General features: G+C 35.8%; 22 protein-coding genes and 1 pseudogene. 2 read left to right on the top strand and 21 right to left on the bottom strand.

What is annotated here, in order from left to right:
- From MHB61_RS01420 to MHB61_RS01365, 12 genes are all read right to left on the bottom strand, one after another.
- The gene (locus MHB61_RS01420) at positions 1-537 is read right to left on the bottom strand and encodes a GNAT family N-acetyltransferase (RefSeq protein ID WP_003130700.1); all 537 of its coding nucleotides are present in this window, start codon (positions 535-537) and stop codon (positions 1-3) included.
- A gap of 48 nt (positions 538-585) precedes the next feature.
- Positions 586-1,368, bottom strand: a complete 783-nt coding sequence (gene dapB / locus MHB61_RS01415; protein WP_003130702.1) for a 4-hydroxy-tetrahydrodipicolinate reductase — start codon at positions 1,366-1,368, stop codon at positions 586-588.
- Positions 1,369-1,468: 100 nt separating this feature from the next.
- Positions 1,469-2,314: a DegV family protein gene (locus tag MHB61_RS01410; protein WP_010906033.1), complete on the bottom strand. Its 846-nt coding sequence runs from the start codon at positions 2,312-2,314 to the stop codon at positions 1,469-1,471.
- 17 nt (positions 2,315-2,331) lie between these two features.
- On the bottom strand, positions 2,332-2,724 hold the full coding sequence (locus MHB61_RS01405; RefSeq protein ID WP_003130704.1) for a DUF1149 family protein: 393 nt from the start codon (positions 2,722-2,724) through the stop codon (positions 2,332-2,334).
- A gap of 125 nt (positions 2,725-2,849) precedes the next feature.
- Positions 2,850-3,593: a tRNA (guanosine(37)-N1)-methyltransferase TrmD gene (gene trmD, locus MHB61_RS01400; RefSeq protein ID WP_003130706.1), complete on the bottom strand. Its 744-nt coding sequence runs from the start codon at positions 3,591-3,593 to the stop codon at positions 2,850-2,852.
- A 4-nt stretch (positions 3,594-3,597) separates the two neighbouring features.
- Positions 3,598-4,113: a ribosome maturation factor RimM gene (rimM, locus tag MHB61_RS01395; protein WP_003130707.1), complete on the bottom strand. Its 516-nt coding sequence runs from the start codon at positions 4,111-4,113 to the stop codon at positions 3,598-3,600.
- 171 nt (positions 4,114-4,284) lie between these two features.
- Positions 4,285-5,112, bottom strand: coding sequence for an alpha/beta hydrolase (locus tag MHB61_RS01390; protein WP_137016702.1), 828 nt, complete (start codon positions 5,110-5,112; stop codon positions 4,285-4,287).
- A gap of 140 nt (positions 5,113-5,252) precedes the next feature.
- Positions 5,253-6,197, bottom strand: a complete 945-nt coding sequence (hemH, locus tag MHB61_RS01385) for a ferrochelatase (protein ID WP_003130709.1) — start codon at positions 6,195-6,197, stop codon at positions 5,253-5,255.
- A gap of 261 nt (positions 6,198-6,458) precedes the next feature.
- Positions 6,459-6,698 (bottom strand): KH domain-containing protein, encoded by a 240-nt coding sequence (locus tag MHB61_RS01380; RefSeq protein ID WP_003130710.1) that lies wholly within the window; start codon positions 6,696-6,698, stop codon positions 6,459-6,461.
- Positions 6,699-6,793: 95 nt separating this feature from the next.
- Positions 6,794-7,066 carry a 30S ribosomal protein S16 gene (rpsP, locus tag MHB61_RS01375; protein ID WP_003130711.1) on the bottom strand — a complete coding sequence of 91 codons (273 nt, stop codon included), beginning with the start codon at positions 7,064-7,066 and terminating at the stop codon, positions 6,794-6,796.
- An 88-nt stretch (positions 7,067-7,154) separates the two neighbouring features.
- On the bottom strand, positions 7,155-8,387 hold the full coding sequence (locus tag MHB61_RS01370; RefSeq protein ID WP_010906035.1) for a hydroxymethylglutaryl-CoA reductase, degradative: 1,233 nt from the start codon (positions 8,385-8,387) through the stop codon (positions 7,155-7,157).
- 80 nt (positions 8,388-8,467) lie between these two features.
- Entirely contained in the window at positions 8,468-9,607 is a 1,140-nt protein-coding gene (locus tag MHB61_RS01365; RefSeq protein WP_010906036.1) for a thiolase family protein, read from the bottom strand.
- Positions 9,608-9,915: 308 nt separating this feature from the next.
- Between MHB61_RS01365 and MHB61_RS01360 the strand changes: the two genes are divergently transcribed.
- Positions 9,916-11,070, top strand: coding sequence for a hydroxymethylglutaryl-CoA synthase (locus MHB61_RS01360; RefSeq protein ID WP_003130715.1), 1,155 nt, complete (start codon positions 9,916-9,918; stop codon positions 11,068-11,070).
- Positions 11,071-11,130: 60 nt separating this feature from the next.
- Here MHB61_RS01360 and MHB61_RS01355 read toward each other — a convergent pair whose 3' ends face one another.
- Positions 11,131-11,838 carry a glucosamine-6-phosphate deaminase gene (locus MHB61_RS01355; RefSeq protein ID WP_003130716.1) on the bottom strand — a complete coding sequence of 236 codons (708 nt, stop codon included), beginning with the start codon at positions 11,836-11,838 and terminating at the stop codon, positions 11,131-11,133.
- Between the two features lie 151 nt (positions 11,839-11,989).
- Positions 11,990-12,952, bottom strand: a complete 963-nt coding sequence (locus tag MHB61_RS01350; protein WP_003130718.1) for an alpha/beta hydrolase — start codon at positions 12,950-12,952, stop codon at positions 11,990-11,992.
- Between the two features lie 296 nt (positions 12,953-13,248).
- Between MHB61_RS01350 and queA the strand changes: the two genes are divergently transcribed.
- The gene (queA, locus tag MHB61_RS01345) at positions 13,249-14,286 is read left to right on the top strand and encodes a tRNA preQ1(34) S-adenosylmethionine ribosyltransferase-isomerase QueA (RefSeq protein WP_003130719.1); all 1,038 of its coding nucleotides are present in this window, start codon (positions 13,249-13,251) and stop codon (positions 14,284-14,286) included.
- A gap of 76 nt (positions 14,287-14,362) precedes the next feature.
- Here queA and MHB61_RS01340 read toward each other — a convergent pair whose 3' ends face one another.
- The 7 genes and pseudogenes from MHB61_RS01340 to MHB61_RS01310 all read right to left on the bottom strand — a co-directional run bounded on the left by MHB61_RS01340 (position 14,363) and on the right by MHB61_RS01310 (position 23,417).
- Positions 14,363-14,674, bottom strand: coding sequence for a helix-turn-helix domain-containing protein (locus tag MHB61_RS01340; protein WP_003130721.1), 312 nt, complete (start codon positions 14,672-14,674; stop codon positions 14,363-14,365).
- Positions 14,675-14,755: 81 nt separating this feature from the next.
- A pseudogene (locus tag MHB61_RS01335) lies at positions 14,756-15,928 on the bottom strand (DUF916 and DUF3324 domain-containing protein).
- Positions 15,929-16,050: 122 nt separating this feature from the next.
- Positions 16,051-19,290 carry a beta strand repeat-containing protein gene (locus MHB61_RS01330; RefSeq protein ID WP_249351792.1) on the bottom strand — a complete coding sequence of 1,080 codons (3,240 nt, stop codon included), beginning with the start codon at positions 19,288-19,290 and terminating at the stop codon, positions 16,051-16,053.
- Between the two features lie 57 nt (positions 19,291-19,347).
- Positions 19,348-21,000, bottom strand: a complete 1,653-nt coding sequence (locus MHB61_RS01325; RefSeq protein ID WP_249351791.1) for a beta strand repeat-containing protein — start codon at positions 20,998-21,000, stop codon at positions 19,348-19,350.
- 36 nt (positions 21,001-21,036) lie between these two features.
- Positions 21,037-21,792, bottom strand: a complete 756-nt coding sequence (locus MHB61_RS01320; protein WP_003130730.1) for a WxL domain-containing protein — start codon at positions 21,790-21,792, stop codon at positions 21,037-21,039.
- Between the two features lie 37 nt (positions 21,793-21,829).
- Positions 21,830-22,588, bottom strand: coding sequence for a WxL domain-containing protein (locus MHB61_RS01315; protein ID WP_010906040.1), 759 nt, complete (start codon positions 22,586-22,588; stop codon positions 21,830-21,832).
- Positions 22,589-22,625: 37 nt separating this feature from the next.
- On the bottom strand, positions 22,626-23,417 hold the full coding sequence (locus MHB61_RS01310; RefSeq protein ID WP_003130734.1) for a WxL domain-containing protein: 792 nt from the start codon (positions 23,415-23,417) through the stop codon (positions 22,626-22,628).
- Positions 23,418-23,432 lie beyond the last annotated feature (15 nt).

Genomic DNA, 23,432 nt, shown 5'->3' with positions numbered 1-23,432 from the left:
CTATTGTTCTTCTAAATTAATCCAGTAACGACAAATTTCATCACCATCAATATCTACAATATTTTCCAAAATACCCGCATTTGCTTCAATACTTTTACGACTTGCCAAATTTTCTTTGTCAGCAGAAATCATGACCTGAGAAATCTTATGTTTCCGATATTTAGGAAGAACAAATCTAACCATTTCTTCAGCAAAATGATGTCCTCTAAAATCAGGAGCCACACCATAACCAATATGACCACCCCATTCTAACAAAATTCCTTTTTCGATTTGCCAACGACAAGAAATTTCACCAACGATTTGCCCATTAATAAAAGCAAAATATTTAGTTGCTGTTGACCAATCGGGATTTTCAGCAAAAGTTTCTTCTCTATGAGTTTTTTCCACATAGTCCGAAAATTTTTCCAAAGAAAGCTCCGCATAAGCTTTAACAGCATCGATTTTAAAAGGACTTGTATCTGTTGCCCAATTGGCAATATAAACCATAAAAGCTTCTGCATCACTTAATTCTAATCTACGAATCTCTAATTCACTCATAAAATCCCTCACTAATCATTCGGTCACAATCTATTTCGTCAGTAAATATTATAAATCCAAAAAATGTTCCAAACCATATTTTAACTCAGACACCGTCATTACCTTACGAATTCCCAAAGCAATACCGGTCATGAAACTTGAACGATCATAAGAATCATGACGTAAAGTCAGCCCTTCACCTTTTGAACCAAAAATAACCTCTTGATGAGCCACCAAACCAGGTAAACGAACCGAATGGATTCTCATTCCTTCAAGATCGGCACCACGAGCACCAGCTAAAGCTTCCTTTTCATCCACTGCCCCTTGATGATGAGCCAAACGTTCCTCAGACATCAATTCTGCTGTCTTCACAGCAGTTCCAGAAGGAGCATCTTTTTTCCCGTCATGGTGCAATTCAATAATTTCCACATCTGGGAAATATTTAACAGCCTGCTTAGAAAATTGCATCAATAAAACCGCACCCAAGGCAAAATTTGGTGCAATAAGACCACCCAATTCTTTTTCTCTAGAAAATTTAATTAAATCTGCCACTTCATCATCGGTAAACCCAGTCGTTCCAACCACTGGTCTAAAGCCATTTTCTAAAGCAAAACGAGTGTTCTTATAAGCCGCTTCAGGAGCCGTTAAATCTAGCCAAATGTCAGCATCAAATCCAATCAAATCCTCTTTTCGACTAAAAACAGGAACTCCAAACGCTTCTGAGACTTCTTCTTTCTTTCCTAATAAAGCCACAAGTTCAAAATTTTGAGCATTCAGAATCATTTGTACCGCAGTAGCTCCCATTTTTCCACGAAATCCAGCAACAATCACTTTAATTTTATTCAATTTCATCCCCCATTCATTTATAAAGAAATTAGTATTTTATAGAAGTAGCTATTATTTTTATTATTCAGAATATTTGTTTTTAGATAAAAACACGTAAAAACGTGCTTTATTTTTTTGGTGAAATACCGTAAGCCACTGTATTCAGGCCCAAATGAGTTGCGATAACAGGCCCAAAAGTGACGATTTCCACATCATCAAAACCTTGAGATAAAGCATAATCATATAACTCTTGTGCCCGATCTTCAGCTCTAGTATGAATAACATAAACTTTGTAGGCCAAAGGATCTTTGGCATCTTTTAACAAAAGTTCCTTCATCCGGCTCATCGTTTTTTTCACAGTCCGAACTTTTTCAAAAACTTCAACCTTACCTTCAGTACTAAAAGTTAGCACAGGCTTAATATTTAATAAAGTCCCAAGCACAGCTGCACCATTAGACAAACGCCCACCTTTTGCTAACCAATGTAAATCATCGACAAGCATATAAGCACGGTCACCGTCTCTTTGTTCTTCAAACTTTGCGATAATTTCTTCAAATTCGACACCAGCTTCTGCCAAATCCAATACTGTTTCCACCATATAGCCCAACGGACTTGAGGTAATAAAAGTTTCAGGAAATACTACTTTCATTTGCTCATATTCACTTTGTAAGTAAAAAATATTTTGGTAAAATCCAGAAATTGCTGCTGGCAAAAACAGACCTAAAACATGAGTATACCCTTGTTTTTCTAAGTCTTTTAAAAGTCTATCAAGTTCAGCAACTCTAGGTTGCGAAGTTTTAGGTACTTCTTGGGCCTCCGCCATAAGATCGTACCATTCTTCATGAGAAATTTTTTGCAAATCATAATCCACTCCATCAATGGAAATTGGAATATCTAAGACAAAAAGATTTTCGTAAGTTTTATATTTTTCAGCAAAATCTGCCGAAGAGTCAGTAATAACAGCTAATTTCATAAATTCTATTCTATTAATTAAAATCCCAAGTTTATTCCAGGCTGGTCTAAGGCAACCTCTGTTGTTTCATAGACCAAGCGTTTAAGAAGTTCAAACAAAGGCGCCGCAAGTTGGGCTAATTCCTCTTGTTCAAGTTCTTCTTGTTCCTTAATAATTTGTCCACGTACATAGTTCAATTGACTCACAAAACCAGAAAGTACAATATTATCTAGTACAATCAAGTAAGTCAAAACAGCGTGAATACCAGTGTCACCTTCACCAAGTTTTTCAAGTTGTTCTTTGGGAACAAGTTGAAATTGAACATTTAGATTAGTCTCAGGTGTTCCATTTTCTTTTTCCCATTCATAATTACGAGCATCATAATGAAATTGGTTAACAAATTCTTGTTCTCGTTCGATCGTTAAAGCCATTTTAAAATCCCCTATTTTTTTATTATAAATTTAGTTATATCCAGATATGAACAATAAGAACAAAGATTTCATCATCCAAATTCAGAGGATATTCCCCAATATTCAACTAAAATCTTAACACTACTTCATTCTACCACATCTTGAACATTTTCACGCAATAATTGTAGCATTTTTAACTCTTCTTCATTAGGCTCATATTTATCCAATAAATCTGGACGGCGTTCTAAGGTTTTTCTCAAAGATTCTTTTAACCGCCATTTACGAATATTTTCATGATGACCACTCATTAATACCTCAGGAACCTTCATCCCTCTAAAATCTTCTGGGCGAGTATATTGCGGATATTCTAAAAGTCCACTAGAAAAAGAATCATCTTCATGGCTAGCCACTTTTCCTAAAACACCTGGAATTAAACGCACAACCGCATCAACCATCACCGTTGCTGCAACTTCTCCACCAGTTAAAACAAAATCTCCCAATGAAATTTCATCCGTCACCAATGTTTTAATGCGTTCATCGTAGCCTTCATAATGTCCGCAAATAAAAATTAATTGCTCTTCTTGAGATAATTCTTCGGCCATTTTTTGGTCAAATTTTTTCCCAGCTGGGTCTAAAAGAATAACACGCGCAGGTTTTTCAGGCTTCTGAGGTATTTTATCCATTGTGTCAAAGATTGGCTGTGGCATTAATAACATCCCTTGACCACCACCATAAGGCATATCATCAACATGACGTTGTTTATTCGTTGCATTTTCTCGAAAATCATGTGTATGTAGCTCCAAAATACCTTTATCTTGAGCTTTACCTACGATTGACTGATTAAGTGGGCCAAACATTTCCGGAAAGATACTTAAAATATCAATTCTCATATTTCTAGTCATCCAATCCTTCCATAATAGATACGTCCACTCGGTGTTGATTCACATCTACGTTTAAAATAACTGGCGGAATATAAGGCAATAATAAATCACGTTTTCCTTTACGTTTAACAACCCAAACATCATTAGCCCCTGGTTGAAGTATTTCAGAAATTTGACCAATTAGGATATCATTTTCATAAACATCACTGCCAATGATTTCATGATAGTAAAATTCTCCATCATCTAAATCCTCTTGGTTTTCTTCTGCAATTTTGACAATATATCCCTTATACTTTTCAACATCATTAATATGATAAAATCCTTCAAATTTAACGACATAAAAATTCTTTTGTGGGCGACCAGATTTCACCTTTAAATCTTGAATATAATTATCCTTATCATCGAAAAGTGCCAAAACTGAACCTTTTGAGAAGCGTTCTTGAGCAAAATCTGTCGATGGCATCACGCGAACCTCTCCTTGAAGTCCTTGTGTATTAACAATTGTTCCTACCTTGTAAAATTTTTCCATTCTACAATTATACCATACCTAATAAGTCCTGATTTAAATAAAACTATTTTTTAAGTCTATTATTCAAGAAAAGCTATCTTTTCCTTGAATGAAAAAAATTTCCTTAGTTTAATTAATAAAAGAGCCATTCAAATTGAATGACTCTTTTTTTTATATTTACTTTGATACTAATTAAAAATTTTCTTTTAGAAAAAAATCTTTAGTTCTTTCAATAAAATTCTCTGCCTCTGTATCTAAATGGAGAGCATGGTAACCATCTGCAATCTCTATTAATTCTAAGTTTTCCCCAGCATTGTTTGCAAATGAACGAATGGCTACGGGCGAACAAATCTGATCTGATTCACCACAGAATAATAAAGTTGGTATTTTCAAATTTCCAGCCTGACTTTGTGCAAAACGCCCCGCTTCCATAATCTGTGAAAAGAGCCGCAAAGAAAGAAGTTCGTGATATATTCCATCTTTGGTTACTAAATCTACTAAATCATTTCGGTGAGAAATTGCTTCAACTTTTAAGCCTGTTCGAACTCGAATTTTTGGACTTATTTTTCCTAAAAAACCTGCCAGTCTTTGAAGCGGGACGGCTGGTGGGTTTGTCAGCGCCAGCCAAGGAGATTCAATTACTGCTTTTTGGTAAAGTTTTTGATTTTCAATATTTCTTAGAAGAACATTGAGTGAAATATTTCCCCCCATACTATGTCCAAACAGATAAACCGGTAGTTTTGGATACTTTTTACCAATTATCTTCCTCACTTCTAAGACATCGCTAATTAGGCTCTCGTAAGCTCTAGCTCGTCCTTGAAGTTTTGGATTAGCAGCTGCCAAAACACCATGTCCTCTCTGATCGTGCATTAGGCAAACAAAACCAGCATTGACTAATTCATTAATTAAATAGAGATAATGACCTGTGTATTCACCAAATCCATGAACTAATTGTACTACCGCTTTTGCTTTTTGGTCTGGCTCAAAAATTCCAAGGCGAATTCGGTAATGGTCTTTCATTGAAATAATTTAATACTGTTTTTTCATTGGATTTCCTTACTATTTTTAGCATATTATGAACCATTATAACAAATCCTATTTCTCTTTAGTAATGTTATAAAATTTAAAGGCCAAAACTAATAAAATAATGATTTTATTTCTCAGAGTCTATTTTGGTCAACTACTTCACTTAATACTCTAGTAAAGTCTAAAGAGTCATTAAAAGGATGAACAAAATCAAATGTTTCTCCGCCATTTTCAACAAATACTTCTTTATTTTCAATTTCTAATTCAAATAAAGTTTCTAAACAATCTGCAACGAATGCTGGTGAACAGATCAATACTTTTTTAGCATTTTCTTTGGGAAGTTCAGCAACTCTATCAATAGTCGCAGGTTCTAACCATTTTTCAGGACCAAATTTTGATTGATAAGTATGCTCGTATTCTTCTTCCCTCAAACCAAGTTTACTTACTACCAAACGTGTTGTTTCTTTACATTGCTCTTCATAAGCATCTTTTTTCTTGGTCACGTAGGACAAGGGAATTCCATGATAGCTAAGGACCAATTTATCATAGTCATTTGCTTGCCACTTTTCTCTAATAGACTCTGCAAGTAAATCGCTATAAGATTCTACTTTGTGGAAATCTCTAATTACTTTTATCTTATCATCAATTTTTTTAACTTGTTGAATTACAGGTTCAACTGTTGTTAAAGAATATTGAGGGTAAAGTGGAAGAACAGTAATTTCTTCAACACCAGATTCTTTCATCTCAGCGATTACTTTATCAATGCGTGGCTCTCCGTAAGTCATGGCAAAACGAACATCAAAATCTTCGCGCATATCCTGTAGTTGCTTTGCTTGTGCTACTGTGTAAATCATCAAAGGGGAACCTTCATCTGTCCAGATTTTTTTATACATCTCTGCTGATTTTTGCGGTCTAACTTTTAAAATAATTCCATTTAAAATCGGCAACCAAAGCCATCTTGGTTTTTGTATAACAAGAGGGTCACCCAAAAATTCTTTTAAATAATCCCTCACATCATCTGCTTCACATGAGCGCGGAGTTCCCAAAGCTACTAATAAGATTCCTTTTTTCTTATCCATTATTCCACCTATATAAAAAATCAGTTTATTTATATTTATAACCGATTGTATCTACAATTGTTAATCAATATTTTTCATTCTAGCATAATTTTTCATACAATTAAAGTGAATCTTAAAGAAGTCTTTGATTATTATTAGGAATATTCGTCTAATCTAAAAAACCTCACTCTTCCAACTCTTTTAATATTTAATTTACTTTAAAATAAGTAAAATCCGAATCAGTAGCAAAAATAAAAGACCCACTAAGTGAGCCTTTAATTCTTATTGATCAACAAGAAGTCGAACTTTTTTTCCTTCTACAGGAACAAAGTAAACCACTGTGCGAATTGCTTGAATAATCCGACCTTGACGTCCGATAATTCGACCGATATCACCCTCCGCAACTTTAAGGTGATATTCCATAAATTCCTCACCCTCAATGAGTTCCAAAGAGACTTCATCTGGTTGAGTAACCAATGGTTTAACAATTGTTAGAACTAATTCTTTCACATCTTTTTGCATTTCTTACCTCTACTCTAACTTGAAAAATCTTCAAGTTCAATATATGTGATTTCTTTATTCACGAAAAGCTGCTAAAAAGCAGCTTATCTCAAAAATTATTTAGAAAGTTTTGATTCGTGGAATTTTTTCATAACACCAGCTTTTGAAAGAAGGTTACGAACTGTATCTGAAGGTTGTGCTCCTTTGCTCAACCATTCCAATACGCGTTCTTCTTTAAGAGTTACTTGTTCTTCAGTTACAAGTGGGTTATAAGTCCCAACTGTTTCGATGAATTTACCATCACGTGGAGCACGTGAATCAGCAACATTGATACGGTAGAAAGGTTTTTTCTTAGAACCCATACGAGTCAAACGAATTTTTACAGACATTCTATATTTCCTATTTCTATTTTTATTATATTTAATATTATAGCAGACTAATTTCGGCCTGTCAAGAAAAAATCTTGACAGTTCTTTTTTAGTTTCTGAGACTATTTAATAAACGGCGAGCTACTTCTTGATTCATCACTTTTTCCTGCCGAAGTTGCTGACTTATGACTGCTATCTCATCTGCTTTTGCACCCACGGATAATGCCAAAGAGCGAGCCTGTAAGCTCATATGTCCTTGTTGAATTCCTTCTGAAACAAGTGCGCGCAAAGCTGCTAAATTTTGTGCTAAACCAACTGCGGCGATAACTTTGGCCAGTTCTCTAGCATCTGTGATTCCTAAAATTTCCATTGCCGCTTGTGCTTTAGGTAAGACTTTCACCCCACCACCAACGGTCGCCACAGGTAAAGGAATTTCTAACTCTCCAAATAACTTTTCGGCATGAACTTCCCATTTAGCCAAACCTTGATATGTTCCTTCTTTTGCTGCATAAGCATGAATTGCTGCTGAAATAGCTCGCGTATCATTTCCTGTTGCAAGAATTACAGCATTAATCCCATTCATAATCCCTTTATTGTGTGTGCTAGCACGGTAAGGATCAATTTTTGAGTATTGTGAAGCAACTGCAATTTTTTGAGCAATTTCTAAACCATTTGTTTTTTTTGAAAGAGCATCAACTGAAATTTCACAGCTCACTTTTACTAAAGATTCAGTTGCATAGTTTGAAAGGATGCTAAACAGAATTTTTTCCTCAGAAAACCAGCCACGAAAAAGTTCTGCTACACCTTCTAATATAGAATTAATAATATTGGCACCCATTGCATCTTTGACATCCACTTTGAAATCAACTGAAATAAATTTCTCACTTGAAAAAAGTCTGCTCGAAATTTCTCTCAAACCGCCCCCACGCTTAATAATTGAAGGATACGAAAGCTTAGCTTGTTCAAATATTTCATTTTTGCATTCAGATATTTTCTTAATAATTTCTTCTGGTTTCTTTACGTCATAAAATACAATTTGCCCACGCATTAACCGTTCATCTATTTTAGCCGTAAAACTTTCCGCTATTTTTGCTCCATTACTCGCAGCAGCTATAACTGATGGTTCTTCTGTAACCATCGGAACGATGTATTCTTTTCCATTAATGACAAAATTTTGAGCAAGTCCCATTGGCAATTCAAATTCGGAAATTTGATTTTCAATTAGATTGTTTAAAATATTTGTATCTAAAGCCATTTCACTCAAAACTTCCTGAGTATCTTCTGACAGATTCAATGAATCTAATCGCTCTTTGGGCGACATTTGATAAAATTTTTTTCTCATATTTTCCAAAAATGCCCAGATAAGCTGGGCAATTCCTCCATTAATTTCTTAAAAATTACTTGTTTAAACCACAATAATTTTTAAAGGTTAGGATTTTTTAAAAGAACAGCCAAACCTAGGCCTCCACCGATACAAAGACTAGCAATTCCATAGCGTTTTTGCTCACGTTTTAAGGCATAAGACAAAGTCGTGAGAATTTTAGAACCACTTGAACCGATAGCATGACCTAATGCAATTGCACCACCATAAATGTTAACTTGTGATTCATTTAAACCAAGTTCACGATTGACAGCAAGACTTGATGCTGCAAATGCTTCATTAATTTCAAACAGGTCAATATCTGAAAGTTCAAGCTCTGAACGATTAATTAATTTTTTGATAGCTTCAATTGGTGAAACTCCCATAATAGCAGGGTCAATTCCAACTTCTGTACTATCAACTAGTTCTGCTAGGTACGGAATCCCATGTTTTTCAGCATAGTCTTTCGTTGCAAGAATGACAGCTGAAGCTCCATCATTAACAGGAGAAGAATTACCTGCTGTCACAGTTCCATTTTCTTTGAAAGCTGTCCTTAAAGTGGCTAATTTTTCTAAACTAGAAGAAGGACGTGGTGTTTCGTCGACTCCGACTTCTCCAATCGCAACAATCTCTTCTTTAAAAATTCCGGCTTGACTTGCAGCGACCGCTTTTTCTTGAGAGTTTTGCGCAAAAGCGTCTTGGTCTGCTCGACTTATATCAAATTGTTCAGCAATAGTTTCACCAATAATCCCCATAGAAATTCCTGAGAAGGCATCAACTAAGCCATCATTTAACATACTTAATGTTTCTTCTTGAGTTTTTCGATTCTTTATAATTGGGGCATTAGACATAGATTCTGTCCCACCAGCGATTACAACTTCTGCTTCACCAAGCTGTAAAAGTTGTTTAGCTAAAATCACTGCTTTCATTCCTGAACCACAAACTTCGTTGATTGTTGAAGCGGGCACTGTATTAGATAGACCACTATGAATCGCAATTTGACGTGCTATATTTTGACCATTACCAGCTTGAAGAACATTCCCAAAAATAACTTGTTCAACATCTGATTTTATATTTTCATGTTTTGACAATAAGTTTGAAACAACATGTGTCCCAAGTTCTGCTGCTGAATATTCAGCAAGAGCACCGTCGTATCTTCCAACTGGTGTTCTTAAGGCGTCAATGATTACAATTTCTTTCACGAATGAACCTCCGAAAGCCATTATAGCATATTTTAAACTACTTTTGTCAAAGTCTCTTTACATTAAATTAATAAACAATATCTAATCAATGACTCTATTCAAGCATTTTTTGTACCATTTAAAATACAAACCAATTTACTTAATTCCAATTTTTATTAATTAAACAAAAAATTAATTGTGTGTATTTTATAGAAAGAAAATATCTTAGCAAAGAATTTAACGTATTTTTATGATAAAATTAAAGCATTCCAAAGACATTGAAAGGAGTTCCTTTCTTTTATAATAATAAGTGAGGAAATTTTTAAAATATGAAAGTCGGTATAGATAAACTTGGATTTTTTGTCCCAAATACTTTTGTTGATATGAGGGATTTAGCAAATGCTCGTAATGTTGACCCTGCAAAATTCCAAATTGGTATTGGTCAAGATGAAATGGCAGTCAATCCTGCTACTCAAGATATTATTACTTTTGCTGCTAACGCGGCAGCAAGTATTTTGACTGAGGAAGATAAAAAAGCCATTGACATGATCATCGTTGGTACTGAATCAAGTCTTGATGAATCAAAGGCCTCAGCCGTTGTTGTTCACGATTTGCTTGGTATTCAACCTTTTGCTCGAAGCATTGAAATGAAAGAGGCTTGTTATGCAACTACTGCTGGCCTTGCTCTTGCTCGTGACCACGTTCTTTTGAATCCTGATACTAAAGTTTTAGTTATTGCTTCTGATATTGCCAAATATGGGCTAAATACTGGTGGAGAACCTACTCAGGGCGCTGGAAGTGTTGCAATGCTTATTACGGCCGATCCTAAAATTTTGGCCTTAAATAATGATAACGTTGCTTTAACTCAAGACATCTATGATTTTTGGCGTCCTTTTGGTCAGGCTTATCCTTCTGTTGATGGTAAGTTTTCAAACGAAACATATATCGATGCTTTTGCTAAAATCTGGAAAGAGTATAGCCATAGAACAAATTTAAAGTTTGAAGACTTTGCAGCTATCGCCTTTCATACCCCTTATACTAAAATGGGTAAAAAAGCTTTATTGCCAATGCTTGAATCTGAAAAACCAGCCAATGCTGAAGAATTAATGGAACAATTTGAACGTGGTATCGTTTATAATCGTCGTGTGGGTAATCTGTATACCGGTTCTCTCTATTTGAGTTTGATTTCACTTTTGGAAAACTCTGATAAATTGAGTGCTGGTCAGCGTATTGGACTTTTTAGTTATGGTTCTGGTACTGTTGCTGAGTTTTTCTCTGGTGAGCTTGTTGAAGGTTATGAAAATCATTTACTTAAAATTGAACATCAATCAATGTTGGATGCAAGAACCCGTCTATCAATTCCTGAATACGAAAACATGTTTAATCAATATTTAGATTTGAATCATAATATTTCTTTCAATGATGAGACAGATTACTCCGTTTCAGAAGTTGTTGATAATCACCGTAAGTATAAAAAAAGATAAAAAAATACTGACAGAATTTCTGTCAGTAAATAAAAAGTCCTGTCAGGACTTTTTTTTATTTTATTTGCTCAACAATGATACAGCTGCTTCATCAGCGATAACAGTAACATTAGCGTGGTTTTGAAGAATTGATGCTGGAAGCTCTGTTGTCACTTCTCCTTCAACCATTCCTTTGATTGCTTCAGCTTTTTCTTTACCATAAGCCATCAAAACAATATTTTTTGATTTCATAATTGAAGCAAGTCCCATTGAAATTGCTTTACGTGGTACATCTGCTTCTGATTCAAAGAAACGTGCGTTGGCTTTGATTGTGCTTTCTTGAAGGTCAACAACATGAGTTGTAATTTCAGCAGGTGTTCCTGGTTCATTAAAACCAATGTGTCCATTTTGACCAATTCCAAGAATTTGCCAGTCAATTGGATTTTCTTCAATAATTTGGTCATAATGTTTTGCTTCAGCTTCAAGATCAGCTGCTTTACCATTTGGTAAGAAGTTTTCTTTAAATGGTTTTTCTCCAAACAAATGTTTAGTCATAAAATAGCGGTAAGATTGATCATTTGAACCGTCAAGTCCAACATATTCATCCAAGTTTACTGAAACCATGTCTGTAAAATCAAGGTCTGAGTTAACAATTTGGTTGTAAAATTCTACTGGTGTTGAGCCTGTTGCAAGTCCCAATGTTTTAGCACCATTAGCCATTGATTTTTTAAGAAGGTCAAGTCCGATTTTTCCACCTTCGAGTTGATTTTTTACTACGATAACTTTCATTTTATATGCTCCATTTCTAAATTGGTATATATCAATTTTTCTACACTTTCATTATATCATAAATTATCTCCATGTCAACTAAAAATTGTCTTCAAAAAATACATTAGCAAAAATAAAAAGTCCTTTTAAAAAAGGACTTTTTTGTAATCAATTAAGACATATATTTTCCAACAAAATCCCAAACATGGCTCCAATATAAGTCTGGATTAACTTTTTCTGATTCTCCATGACCCGCTCCATGAACAATCAGCTTTTCTTTCTCAACTTTTGCTGCATCATAGAGAGGGTTTAACATCTTAAATGGAACGAAAGTATCTTTATCACCATGAATGAACAAAATTGGTGTTTTGCTTTTGGCGACTTGTTTAATTGCTGAAGATTTAAAGATATCATAGCCAGCTCTCATTTTGACAACGGTATTTGCCGCATAAAGAACTGGAAATTTTGGTAATCCATATAATTGTTTTAATTGATAGGCAAAAACATCAACTGTTGATGTGAATCCACAATCTTCCACAATTGCTTTGACATTAGAGGGAAGCTTTTCGCCTGAAGTGTTCATCACCGTTGCTCCTCCCATAGAAACGCCTAATAGGACAATTTCTGCCTGTGGACCTTTTTGAATAATTTTGGCAATCCAAAGCAACATATCTTTACGGTCATCCCAGCCCATACCGATATAATCACCCTGACTTTTACCATGTCCTCTTAAATCTGGCGTAACAACATTATAACCCTTATTGTAAAAATGACGTGTCCAACTTGCCATATCGATCGATTGTCCACCATACCCATGAACAACAATAGCCCATTTATTTGTTTTAGTTGGTTGCTTATAATCCGCAGCATAGAGTTTCAACTTCAACTTATCAGAGGAGGTAACATACCAAGCGTCGGATTTTACATCCGCTAAAAATGCTTTATTTTCCTTTTTTCTTTCTTCTTCTTTTTTAGAAAGAGGTTTCTGCTTGCTCCCGGCAGTTAGAAAAGATTTATTGGTATGCGCGTTAACAGCTAAGTCATAAAAATAGTTTCCTATTGCAAAATAGCCACCGACCAAAACAACGGATAAAACTACTAAAATCCAAGCAATCATTTTTTTTCTTTTTTTCATAAAATTTCTTTTAATTTTTATTTTACCATTGTAATATTAAAATTTCTTTTTTTGTAACTTCTTATATTATTTAGTAATAATCTTACAAAAACGGTGTTTTTGTCATACAATAATTCTCGTTCTTCCAAAAGCTAGTCTATCCAAAAAATGATATAATAAAATAATATGCATTGCTTTTTTATCAACCAATTGATTTAGTGATTTGAGAGAAAAATTACCTTTAAATCAACTAAACTAATTTGAAATAAATGTATTTTAGAATCCTTTTACGGAATGGAGTAAAATAAAAACAACTTATGAATATAAATGATTTTGATTTTGATTTGCCAGAAGAATTGATTGCCCAAACGCCTTTGGAAAAACGTTCTGAATCACGTTTGTTGATTCTTGATCCTAAAACTGAAGAGCTTGAAGATAGACATTTCTATAATATTATTGATGAACTTGAAGCTGGCGATGCTCTTGTCCTAAATAACACAAGGGTACTCCCAGCCCGTCTCCACGGTGAACGCGCTGAAACAGGTGGACATATTGAACTCCTCTTGCTTAAAGATATGGGGCAAAATCGTTGGGAAACATTGGCAAAACCAGCTCGAAAAATGAAAGTTGGTGAAGAAGTCGTTTTCGGTGATGGTCGTTTGAAAGCTGTCGTTGTAGAAGTTCTTGATCATGGTGGACGAATTGTTGAATTCAAATATGATGGAATTTTCCTTGAAATCTTGGAAAGCTTAGGCGAAATGCCACTTCCTCCTTATATCCACGAACAACTCCAAGATCAAGAACGTTATCAAACAGTTTTTGCAAAAGAGAATGGTTCTGCTGCTGCTCCAACTGCTGGCCTACATTATACACCTGAATTGTTAGAAAAAATTGCTGACAAAGGAGTCAAAATTGTTGAATTAACACTTCATGTTGGTTTGGGAACATTTCGTCCTGTTAGTGTGGACAATGTTGATGAGCATCAAATGCACAGCGAATTTTATCGTCTAACTGAAGAGGCGGCTGCTCAATTGAGAGCTGTTAAGGCTAGTGGACACAAAATTGTTGCTTCTGGAACAACATCAATCCGTACTTTGGAAACCATCGGTAGTAAATTTGATGGGGATATCCAAGCCGATTCTGGCTGGACTGACATTTTCATTAAACCTGGCTATGAATGGAAAGTTGTTGATGCTTTTAACACCAATTTCCATTTACCAAAATCAACTTTGGTCATGTTAGTCGCTGCTTTTGCTGGCCGTGATTTTGTTCTTGACGCTTACCAACATGCGATTGATGAAAAATATCGTTTCTTCAGTTTTGGGGATGCAATGTTCGTTCGTCCCAAAAAATAATTAAATTCTAATTAATTTTTATAAATAAAAAAGCCTTATAAGGCTTTTTTTATTTATAGTTTATACTCTCTTTACTCTATTTTGAAGACAACAACCATTCTTGACAAATAATGCATAAATCTTTTTTCTGATAATCATTAAGACTTTCAAAAATAATTCTGGTTCCATTATTTTTGGGGTCATTGTTTATTCCTAGCAAATACTCAGGTGTTACTCCGAAATAATGTGCCAATTCAATCAATCGAATTCCCGAAGGTTCCACACCGTTTTTATAATTATGAAGCGCATTTCTAGGATATCCTAGATCTCTTTCAACTTGATTAAAAGATTTTTTTGATATTCTTATTAATTCTTCTAACCGTGGATAGAATAGCTGATTCTCGGCCATAAAAAACCTCCTGCAATTTGTTTTACTTTTACTTAACTTTAATAAATGTAAATAATCATGATTCAAAAATCTAAGTAGAACCTAAACGTCTGTCTCATCAGAATTATCTTCTTTACTTATTTGCTCTCTCATTTCTTCAAGTTGAGCTTTTAATTTTTCTTTTTCTAAATCTTGCTCCTCTTCTTCTTTTTTACGTCTCTTCCATAAAATAAAGAACAAGAAAAAAAGAGCTAAAAGAATTAATAATAAACCTAACCAGATAAGCCAATTTTCATACCACGGAGTCTTTTTAACAGTTACATCTTTTGAATTTAATTTACTTGCTGTTTTACCTAATATTGTAAAGTCTTTTGTAAATTTCCATTGATAATCAAATTTTTGTTCTTTTCCTTTTGAATCAACATAAGTGAACTTTCCGTCATTATTTTTTTGCCCATATACTGTCATCGATAGACGACACTTACCCGCTTCAAGCTTATTTCCATCACCAATAGAAACAGGATAATCAAAATTACTATTTGGTGCCATTTGCAGCATCTCTTTGTTTGCCTTATAAGATAATTTAGAATTACTTAAACCTTTGACCTCTGCTTGAACATACATTTGATTTAGATATCCAGCCATTGGATTTTGTAAATTGGCATTAATTACATTTCTATAATTAACCTGACTAGGCTCTACACTATTTAATTTCAAGTCAGGCGCAACAGTATTTTTATTTTGTTGCATCAGTAAAGCAACAACGTAAGCATATTTATTTTGAATACTTAATCCCTTAGAATTAGAATTTGTTTTCTCTGAGTCCTTCTCTTTAAAAGTAATTCCACCAGCAATTACACCATTAAAATTTTCCTTTGGCATAGTAACACTCACTTTTACTTACTGTGAAGAGTTTGGTTGTAGTGATACTTCTTTTGGAATTGAGGCATAGTCTACTAGATTATACTTTAGTGTTGAATCTGCTTTAATTTTATTTGGTGAGTATTCAACCACACCGTTAATATTTGTTGTCGCACTAGCTATTTCTTCTTCAACCACTACTGTTTTGTCAGTAGTATTTTTTAGAGTAATCGTCAAAGTTTGCGATTGCCCTGGACTCATTTGTAAATTAAAGTATCCGCTCTCGCCAATTTGGTTTTCTGGAAGAACCGGGTTCACAGAAAAATTAAATTCATTTGCATGAACTTCTTTACTGACAGTCCCTAAAGTAAAGATAGTGGCAATGAACAGTAAAACTTTTTGATAAATTTTCATTATGTTCTCTTTCTAGAACTACATCTCTGTAGTATTTTGATTAAAATCTTATAATAAAATTAAAATAAGTCCGTTATACAAAGTAGGACTAATCCCACTTTGTATAAAATTGCTATACGCAACTAATTAGAAGGTACATTATTTAAAGACCAAGTTAATTCTCCCTCATAGGTTCCCTTCTCTTGATGATCAACCGGAATATTCAATTGGATTCCTTCACCAGAGGTTGAATTCCAGTTTTGATTTAACTTAAAAGTACCAGTAGTTGGTGAAGTATTGGCATAAATCTGTAAGGCATCACTTGTAATTACTTTACTTCCTGTACTATCTTTGAAGAAAAGATATGAAGCCAAATTATTATTATTTGTCAAACCTTTTAAATCTTGAGTTTGTGCGACACTCACATACCATGGCTTCAAGGCAGAACCTGTCCGTGTGTCCGTAACAACCACATCACTGGCAGGACTTGTAGCCCATGAAATTAATGGTTTAGGACTTACGTCTAATGTACCAAAGTCGTAAGAATTTGGTGTAGAAAGACTTATAGAGCCAAAAGTTAAATTAAGTGTAATATCTTTTGATAATCCATTATAAGTATAAGTAACAGGACGAATATTACCATCTCCATCAATGATTGGATTATTGGCTTGTATAGTTTGCAAGGTTGTAACCAAATTTGACGGACTGCTAATCACTGGTTCTTCTATCGTTCCATCCGCTTTAAAAGCTAAAGCATAGGTCCAATTACCATCCAGATCTTTTTGATCTTTTAAATCGTGTGCATCATCACTTGTCATACTTGCATCATAAACATTAAGAGCTGTCTGACTATCTGATGAAATAACTGCTGCCTGTGGTACAACAACAATGTTACTATTAGTAGAACTTTTTCCCAAAGTCCAGCTCACAGGTATTTCTGCATATGATTTATCTTTTACATTAGTATCACTAGTAGTAGGATCTTGAATCGTATTACCTGCATTATTTATTGAACTTAATGGATCACCACTCATCGTAATATCTGTCATTACACCCACTCCTTTTAAGCCAACAATTTTTTGGAGTTGTGCTTGAGTCAATGATGATGCATTTATTGCCGAACCTTTATTCGGTAGGATATAGTTTCCAGCACTTAGACTAGTGGTGTTATCAGTAGCCACATTTTGTACAATATAACTTCCATATATTGCTTGATCGTTTGTGCCATCTTGTTGATTTCCTACAAAATAGTCTCTCGTACTAAAGTTACGTGTAGCACCAGTAGTTCCAGCATTGACATCAAAATTAGGATTAGTTGATGGATAATTATTTAAAACCTTTCCATCAAATGCCGTGGCTGTTCTAGATTTTATGTAATATGGTGCTTTAGCGGTGAAGCTAAAGGGAGCTGTTGTGCTATCACTATATCCCATCACATACATTACTTTGATCGAACTTGCATCAGTATCAGATGCTACCGAGGCCCATGCTTGCATCGTTTGACCAGCAACGGGATTCCCTGTTGTAACATTAGATTTTAAATGATGTTGCCAATTTCCTGAATCTGCATCACCAGTTGTATTATATACACGTACCTGCCCTGGAACAACATAACCAATCCAAGTTGGATTACTTGGGGTGGAGAGGGAAGACATTGTATAATCCCCTAAAAATGCATAATTTTTGGCTGAATCTACACCAGAAAAATTATTAGGACTAATATTTACTGCACCAGATTTTGTAGAAGTATCTCCACCATTAAACGTCAAAATTGGGAATGCCGCTTGTGTTCCCCAATAGGCTCCATTATAGGTATTACTAATACTTGTTGGTGGATTACCGATCGGCTTCCAAAATAGATTACCCTTATTGGTTGAAAGATCTAAATCGGATAAATTAATCAATCCAGATGTTTGGACATAGGGTGTAGAAAGTGTTGCATTTGGATAGGCAACTAACTGGCTTGCTGATACAACGGATGATGTTGAAGTAATTCCAAGAGTAGAATCAATATCCATTTGAATCGAACCATGTTTGGAGTAAGTTGCAGCGTGGTTTGCTGCTGTAGCTCCACCTCCATTTTTAAAAGAACCTGCTACATTCACTACTGCTTTTTCAGTAATTTCTGCACTGTTAAAATTGATAAGTGAACCATTGATGGTAATTGGGTTATGTGAAGTACTATTTCCTAATGTAGTAGCCGATTTATTGTTATTAGCTGCGGCAATCGCATCAGTTAGATTATCACTACTTCCTCCGGATGTTATCGTACCAGAAATGGTAGTACCATCCCCAATTTTTATATTCGTATTGTATCTTTGACCTGAAGCTGGCATGGCTACATAATTAGTTGCATAAACCGAACCTACAGTGTTGCCATCTGCGTTAATGGTCATGTTGATTGTACCAACATTTGTATATGTACTATTTGAACCAGTTGACTGCCCGTCGCCGTAAATAACAGCACCATTTAAGACATTTCCGGATGCAGCATTTGCTGATATATTGACACTAATACTGTTATTTACTCCAGAACCAACGTGAGTCACAGTATTGTTATAACCTGCTCCTCCTGATAAATATGTACCAGAAGGAAGTTGGAAGCTTGAGCCAGTTGAACCTGTCAAATCAACATTTAAAGCTGTATTTCCTAAAATCGAGGATGCCCCATTAAAGAACGGACCTCCGCAAAGTTGTTTTGTTCCTGTTCTTGGCGAACCTGAGAAATCACCTCCATAAACATTGACTGTAGAATCACCAGCAATTGTCTCTACTCCAGCTTGGCCATAGTTTCCACCGGTAATAGCGTTGATATATCCGTTGTAAACATTTACTGTTGCACTTCCAGTATTATACAAATCTCCCCAAGAACCGCCTGACAAGAACCAATTAACTTGACCTTGATTGACTTGTGCTGTAGTATTTCCCCACTTTGTAGTTGCGGTATAACCACCACCTTCAAGAGTATCAACAATAGCCCCATTCAAAATATTGTATGAATTTCCGACCTGACTACCATTAGATTGACCTCCATAGGTCCAACGGGCAATATCATTATTGTGAATAAGATAGGAATTACCATTTTGTAAAAAGGCTTGACGATAGGTCCATACCGTTCCTCCGCCTCCCCATAAATCCCAGCCGGAATTAATGGCAGAACTTGTATCAGTTTTACCATAAGCAACTGTTCCTTGGGCTGCAAGAGTTGTTTCTGCAGTACCTCCCATGGCACTACAATATACTACTCCAGCACCTCCAACAGAATTATCAGCATTTGCCGTTCCAGCTTCTAAAACTGATTGTCCTTGAAGATACCCATTTGAACTTGCACCATATGAATAACCTGTCCAATCGTTTGCTCCACCACCCGATGTTGTTGACATAACACCTGATTGTAACCAAGTATAAACATCGCCATAAATTGCATTACTAGTAATTTTTTAGGCATTTGAAACTACAGTAGTAGATGGAATCTGTCCATAAGCTTTAGCATCTGTTACACCAACTGCACTATCAAGACCAGTCTGACTTCCAAGTCCCCATTGTGATGGAGAAATTTTTAGAGAATCATGACCATTACCACCAACTATTCCATAAACTGCCCCAGCTGTTCCAGTTGTAAAAGCAGATTTAATATAGTTAGTAATATTAGCATATAATATCCCTTGAGCCGCGGTAGTGGAGTTGGTTGCCTGAGCATATGAAGCGCCTGTTCCAGCATTACCACCTGTAAATAAAGCTTGACCCGTTGTGAAGGATGATGTATTGTAACTATTTGAGATAACATTTCCGGCACCAGATGTCCCTATATTCCCTTGGAATGAACCTCCGTTAAAAGTTGATGCTGGACCACCAGCACCATTTATATTACTAGTTGCGCCAGTCCATCCTCCTGCCCCACTTAAAGTATTATAGATTGAACCACTTATATTTCCATAAACTGTTCCACCTTGATAAAGTTGGTATCTTGCACCTCCATTTGTTGAGTTAACATAAGTTGTAACATTCCCATTCACATTAACAGGAGAATTAGAAGTACCAATTCCAGCACCGTAGATATTTGTTATCTGAGAAGCAATAGCTCCACTTATATCAAGGTTTGTATTTCCTGAAATTGTTGTTCCTGATGCACTTCCACCAGTTACACTATTTATAGTAGATGATGACTGGGCAATCGTAACATGAGTATTACCAGATATTGTTGCAGCCGATGCATTACCACCATAGATATTCCAGCCCGCAATACTTCCTGTTGCTCCAATATATAGGTTTGTATTTCCAGATATATCACTATTGTCCGTTCCACCATAAATGTTAGGAGCACCAGTTATCCATGAGCCATTTGTCGTTGCAAATGCGTTCCCTTGGGCATAAATATTATCCCCACTTGCAGCCACGGTTACATTGCGAAAAATAGTTGGAACTCCAAAATAGACATTTGAGGGTAAGGTTACAGTATAATTTGTTCCTGAGGGCTGAGAACTATTTGAGCTCGTAAGTAGATCGGCTGGATTTGAAATCCAGGTTAAACTTTTAGCATGCCCTTTTAGTGTGCTAAATGTCATATTAGTCGCACTTGGATTAGAAACTACTGCTTTTAGGAGTGAATTACTCAGTGTTGTATTAGCTCCATAGTATAAGACAAAATCCGAAGTGCTAGCATTAGTTGCACTATACATTGCATAAAGCGCTTGTTGAACACCAGCATCTGTAGTTGGATAACTTCCTATAATTGTTCCATTTTGTACAGCAGTAACTTGATTGGTTGGTAACGTTAGATTAGCGATAGTTTGTTGCCATCCAAAGCTATTAGGCATTATCGCATCTTCAACTGAATTTTGTGGAAGTGGAGTACGATTTGGTTGTGAAACTGAATTTCCATTGAAAGTAGTGCCACTGGGACTCACGCTTTGACTATTTATAAGTGTCTGAGTTGCTGCTGACACCCCTTGAGAAGAAAGCATCTTTTCAAGATAATTTATCTTAATATTTTCTTTTTTACTTTCTGAAGAAAATCCATTAAAATTTATAGTCGGTAACAGTGATAGCAACATTATAAAAGTCACAAGTTTAAATTTATATTTTCTTTGCATGAAATCTCCCTTGCTTGTTTCTCACCACTAAAAATATTAATTAGATGGTGTATCGTCAAGTGTCCAGGTTAAATCTGCTGTATACTTGGCTGCACCTGCCACACCTGCTGGAACAGAAAGTTTGATGGCTGTGTCTTTTGTAGCTCCATCTTTCCCCCCAAAGTCAAGCAAACTATTACCAGAGCCGTGACCAGCCGTCGCTCCCAATATTGTTGCTGATTGTACTCCAGGTGTCAAAACTGTAGTAGCTGAAGAAATATCTGCTGGGTTTGCTGTACCAGCTCCTTGAATCTCAGCATCACCTAGAGTCACTGTTGCTCCTGTTAATGTACCATGACCATTCGCTACTAAATTACTATCAGCTGTTGTGAAGTCGGTCATTTGAACTTTTAAATTCCAACCTGAGAAAGTCCCACGATTATCTGCAACTTGAACATAGTTGGTACGTGTCGTATTATCATCTAATTTTTGTGCAGCAGCATTGTAGACTTCTGCTTTATTGCTTACAGGATGACTTCCAAAATCAAAACTTGAGGCATAGACGATAGTTAAACCACTATCAGGCATTGTCGGTCCTACTGGATTAACGCCATCTGGTTCCGTTGGTTTTACTGGAACAGTTGGGTCTTGCGGGTCAACTGGACCTGTGGTATCTGTTCCGGCGGTAAAAGTCACCTCTCCTTGCGTGCCATATGATTGTGTTGTAGCTGCACTAGCAAGTTGTGGAGTTACTGATACTGCTAATAGCCCTAAAGTTGCTAGAGAGAGATATTTTGTTACTGATTTAGACATATAATGTCCTCTTTTCTATAATAATGTGTGTTACAAATTAATTTGGCACGTTTGTCGGTAAACCAGACAATATCCAATTTAAAGTTGTAGTGTAAGCAGTTGCATCCTTGGGGGTATCTCCAGGAACAAATAATGAAACTGCTGTTGTTAAGCCATCTTCAGTGACCATTGAATCGTTTCCCCAGCGAATTACCCAAGTTCCAGCTCCTTCGCCAGTTGAGGCAAGAGCTACTTGAGTTTCAACACCGGGAATAAGTCCCGAAATTGTTTGTGTTTTGGGAGATTTTTCATTAGTAAAAGAAGCTGTTTCTGAACTTTTTAAATTAATCGTTGCTCCTTTAAGTACTTTGTACTTCTGAGGGCCTGAGTCAATTTGAGTAACTTGTGTCTTTTCGACTACTTTTAAGTTCCAACCGGCAAATGTTCCTCGACGATCGGTTACTTGAACATAATTCGGTGTTAAAACTTCAGAATCAAAATACTTTTGGGCTTTAGCTAAATATGTTTGATCTTTATTAGAAATTTTATGATTCCCAAAGTCAAAACTTGAAGCAAAATCAATTGTCAGTGAGCCATTTCCCCCTGGATTAGGCTTTGAACCATCTGGATTTTGTGGAAATACAGGTAAAGTTGGATCAGGTTTGTTAGGATTAACAGGGGGTTGAACTCCGCTACCTGGACCAAAACCAACTATTCCTTGCGAATTATAGCTTTGGACTTCTGCTGCATTAACTCGAAATTCCAATCCTAATGTCATTAAGATGAGAGGTATACTTAACCATCTTATTTTTTTCACAGTACCCTCCTTTTCATAGTTTAGAAATTATAAACATTTAATTTCCTGGGGTATTCGTTAAGGACCAAATTAATTGTGTCGTATATGACGTCGCTTTATTTGTACCAGCAATAACTTTAAGAGTGATTGGTGATGCTGTAGAAACTGCTTCATTACCCAGATGCGCTCCACCATTTTCTTGGTAATCTGCATTAGCTCCTAGACCATATACCCAAGTTCCCATCCCTTGATTTGGACCTGCTCCTAAAATTTTGCTAGCAGCTGTACTAACAACAAAATTAGTGTTATTGATATAACCGGGTTTTGCAGCAGTGGTTCCATCGGTATAACCTTTACTAAAAGATAGTTCTGCTCCGGTTAGCTTTTCTCCTGAAGTATTTTGAAATTGATCGGATTCTGCAACAGTCAAGGTCCATCCATCCCAGGTTCCGCGTGTATCAGTAACTTGAACATAATTAGGACGTGTCATATCAACTGCACTTCCATCTTTATCTTTGCTAATCCATTGTGCATGAGCAAAGTATGTGGCATCCTTTGAAGAAATTTTTTGTGTTCCAAAACTTAGACTTGAAGCAAAATCGATTGAAAGTGCTCCTCCTGTTCCGGGTGTTGGGTCGGTACCATCAGGATTTGTTGGTCCTACAGGGACAGAGGGGTCTAAAGGGTCAACGGGGTTAATTCCAGTATTGTCCCCTTCAGCAAAGTTAACATAACCATTTGATGTATAATCTCCACCGGTGCTTGCGGCATCAGCTTCACTGGCAATTATTGGTCCCACGATTAATGCAGTAGTTAGTAGTACCGTTGATTTTAATAAAATTTTATTCATTTATTCTCTCCTTTT

Source organism: Lactococcus sp. FSL K6-0773 (assembly GCF_038006485.1).
In the GTDB taxonomy this organism is placed as follows: domain Bacteria; phylum Bacillota; class Bacilli; order Lactobacillales; family Streptococcaceae; genus Lactococcus; species Lactococcus lactis.
The sequence above is the reverse complement of the archived record's forward strand: the minus strand, read 5'-3'. Positions and strand labels throughout refer to the sequence as shown.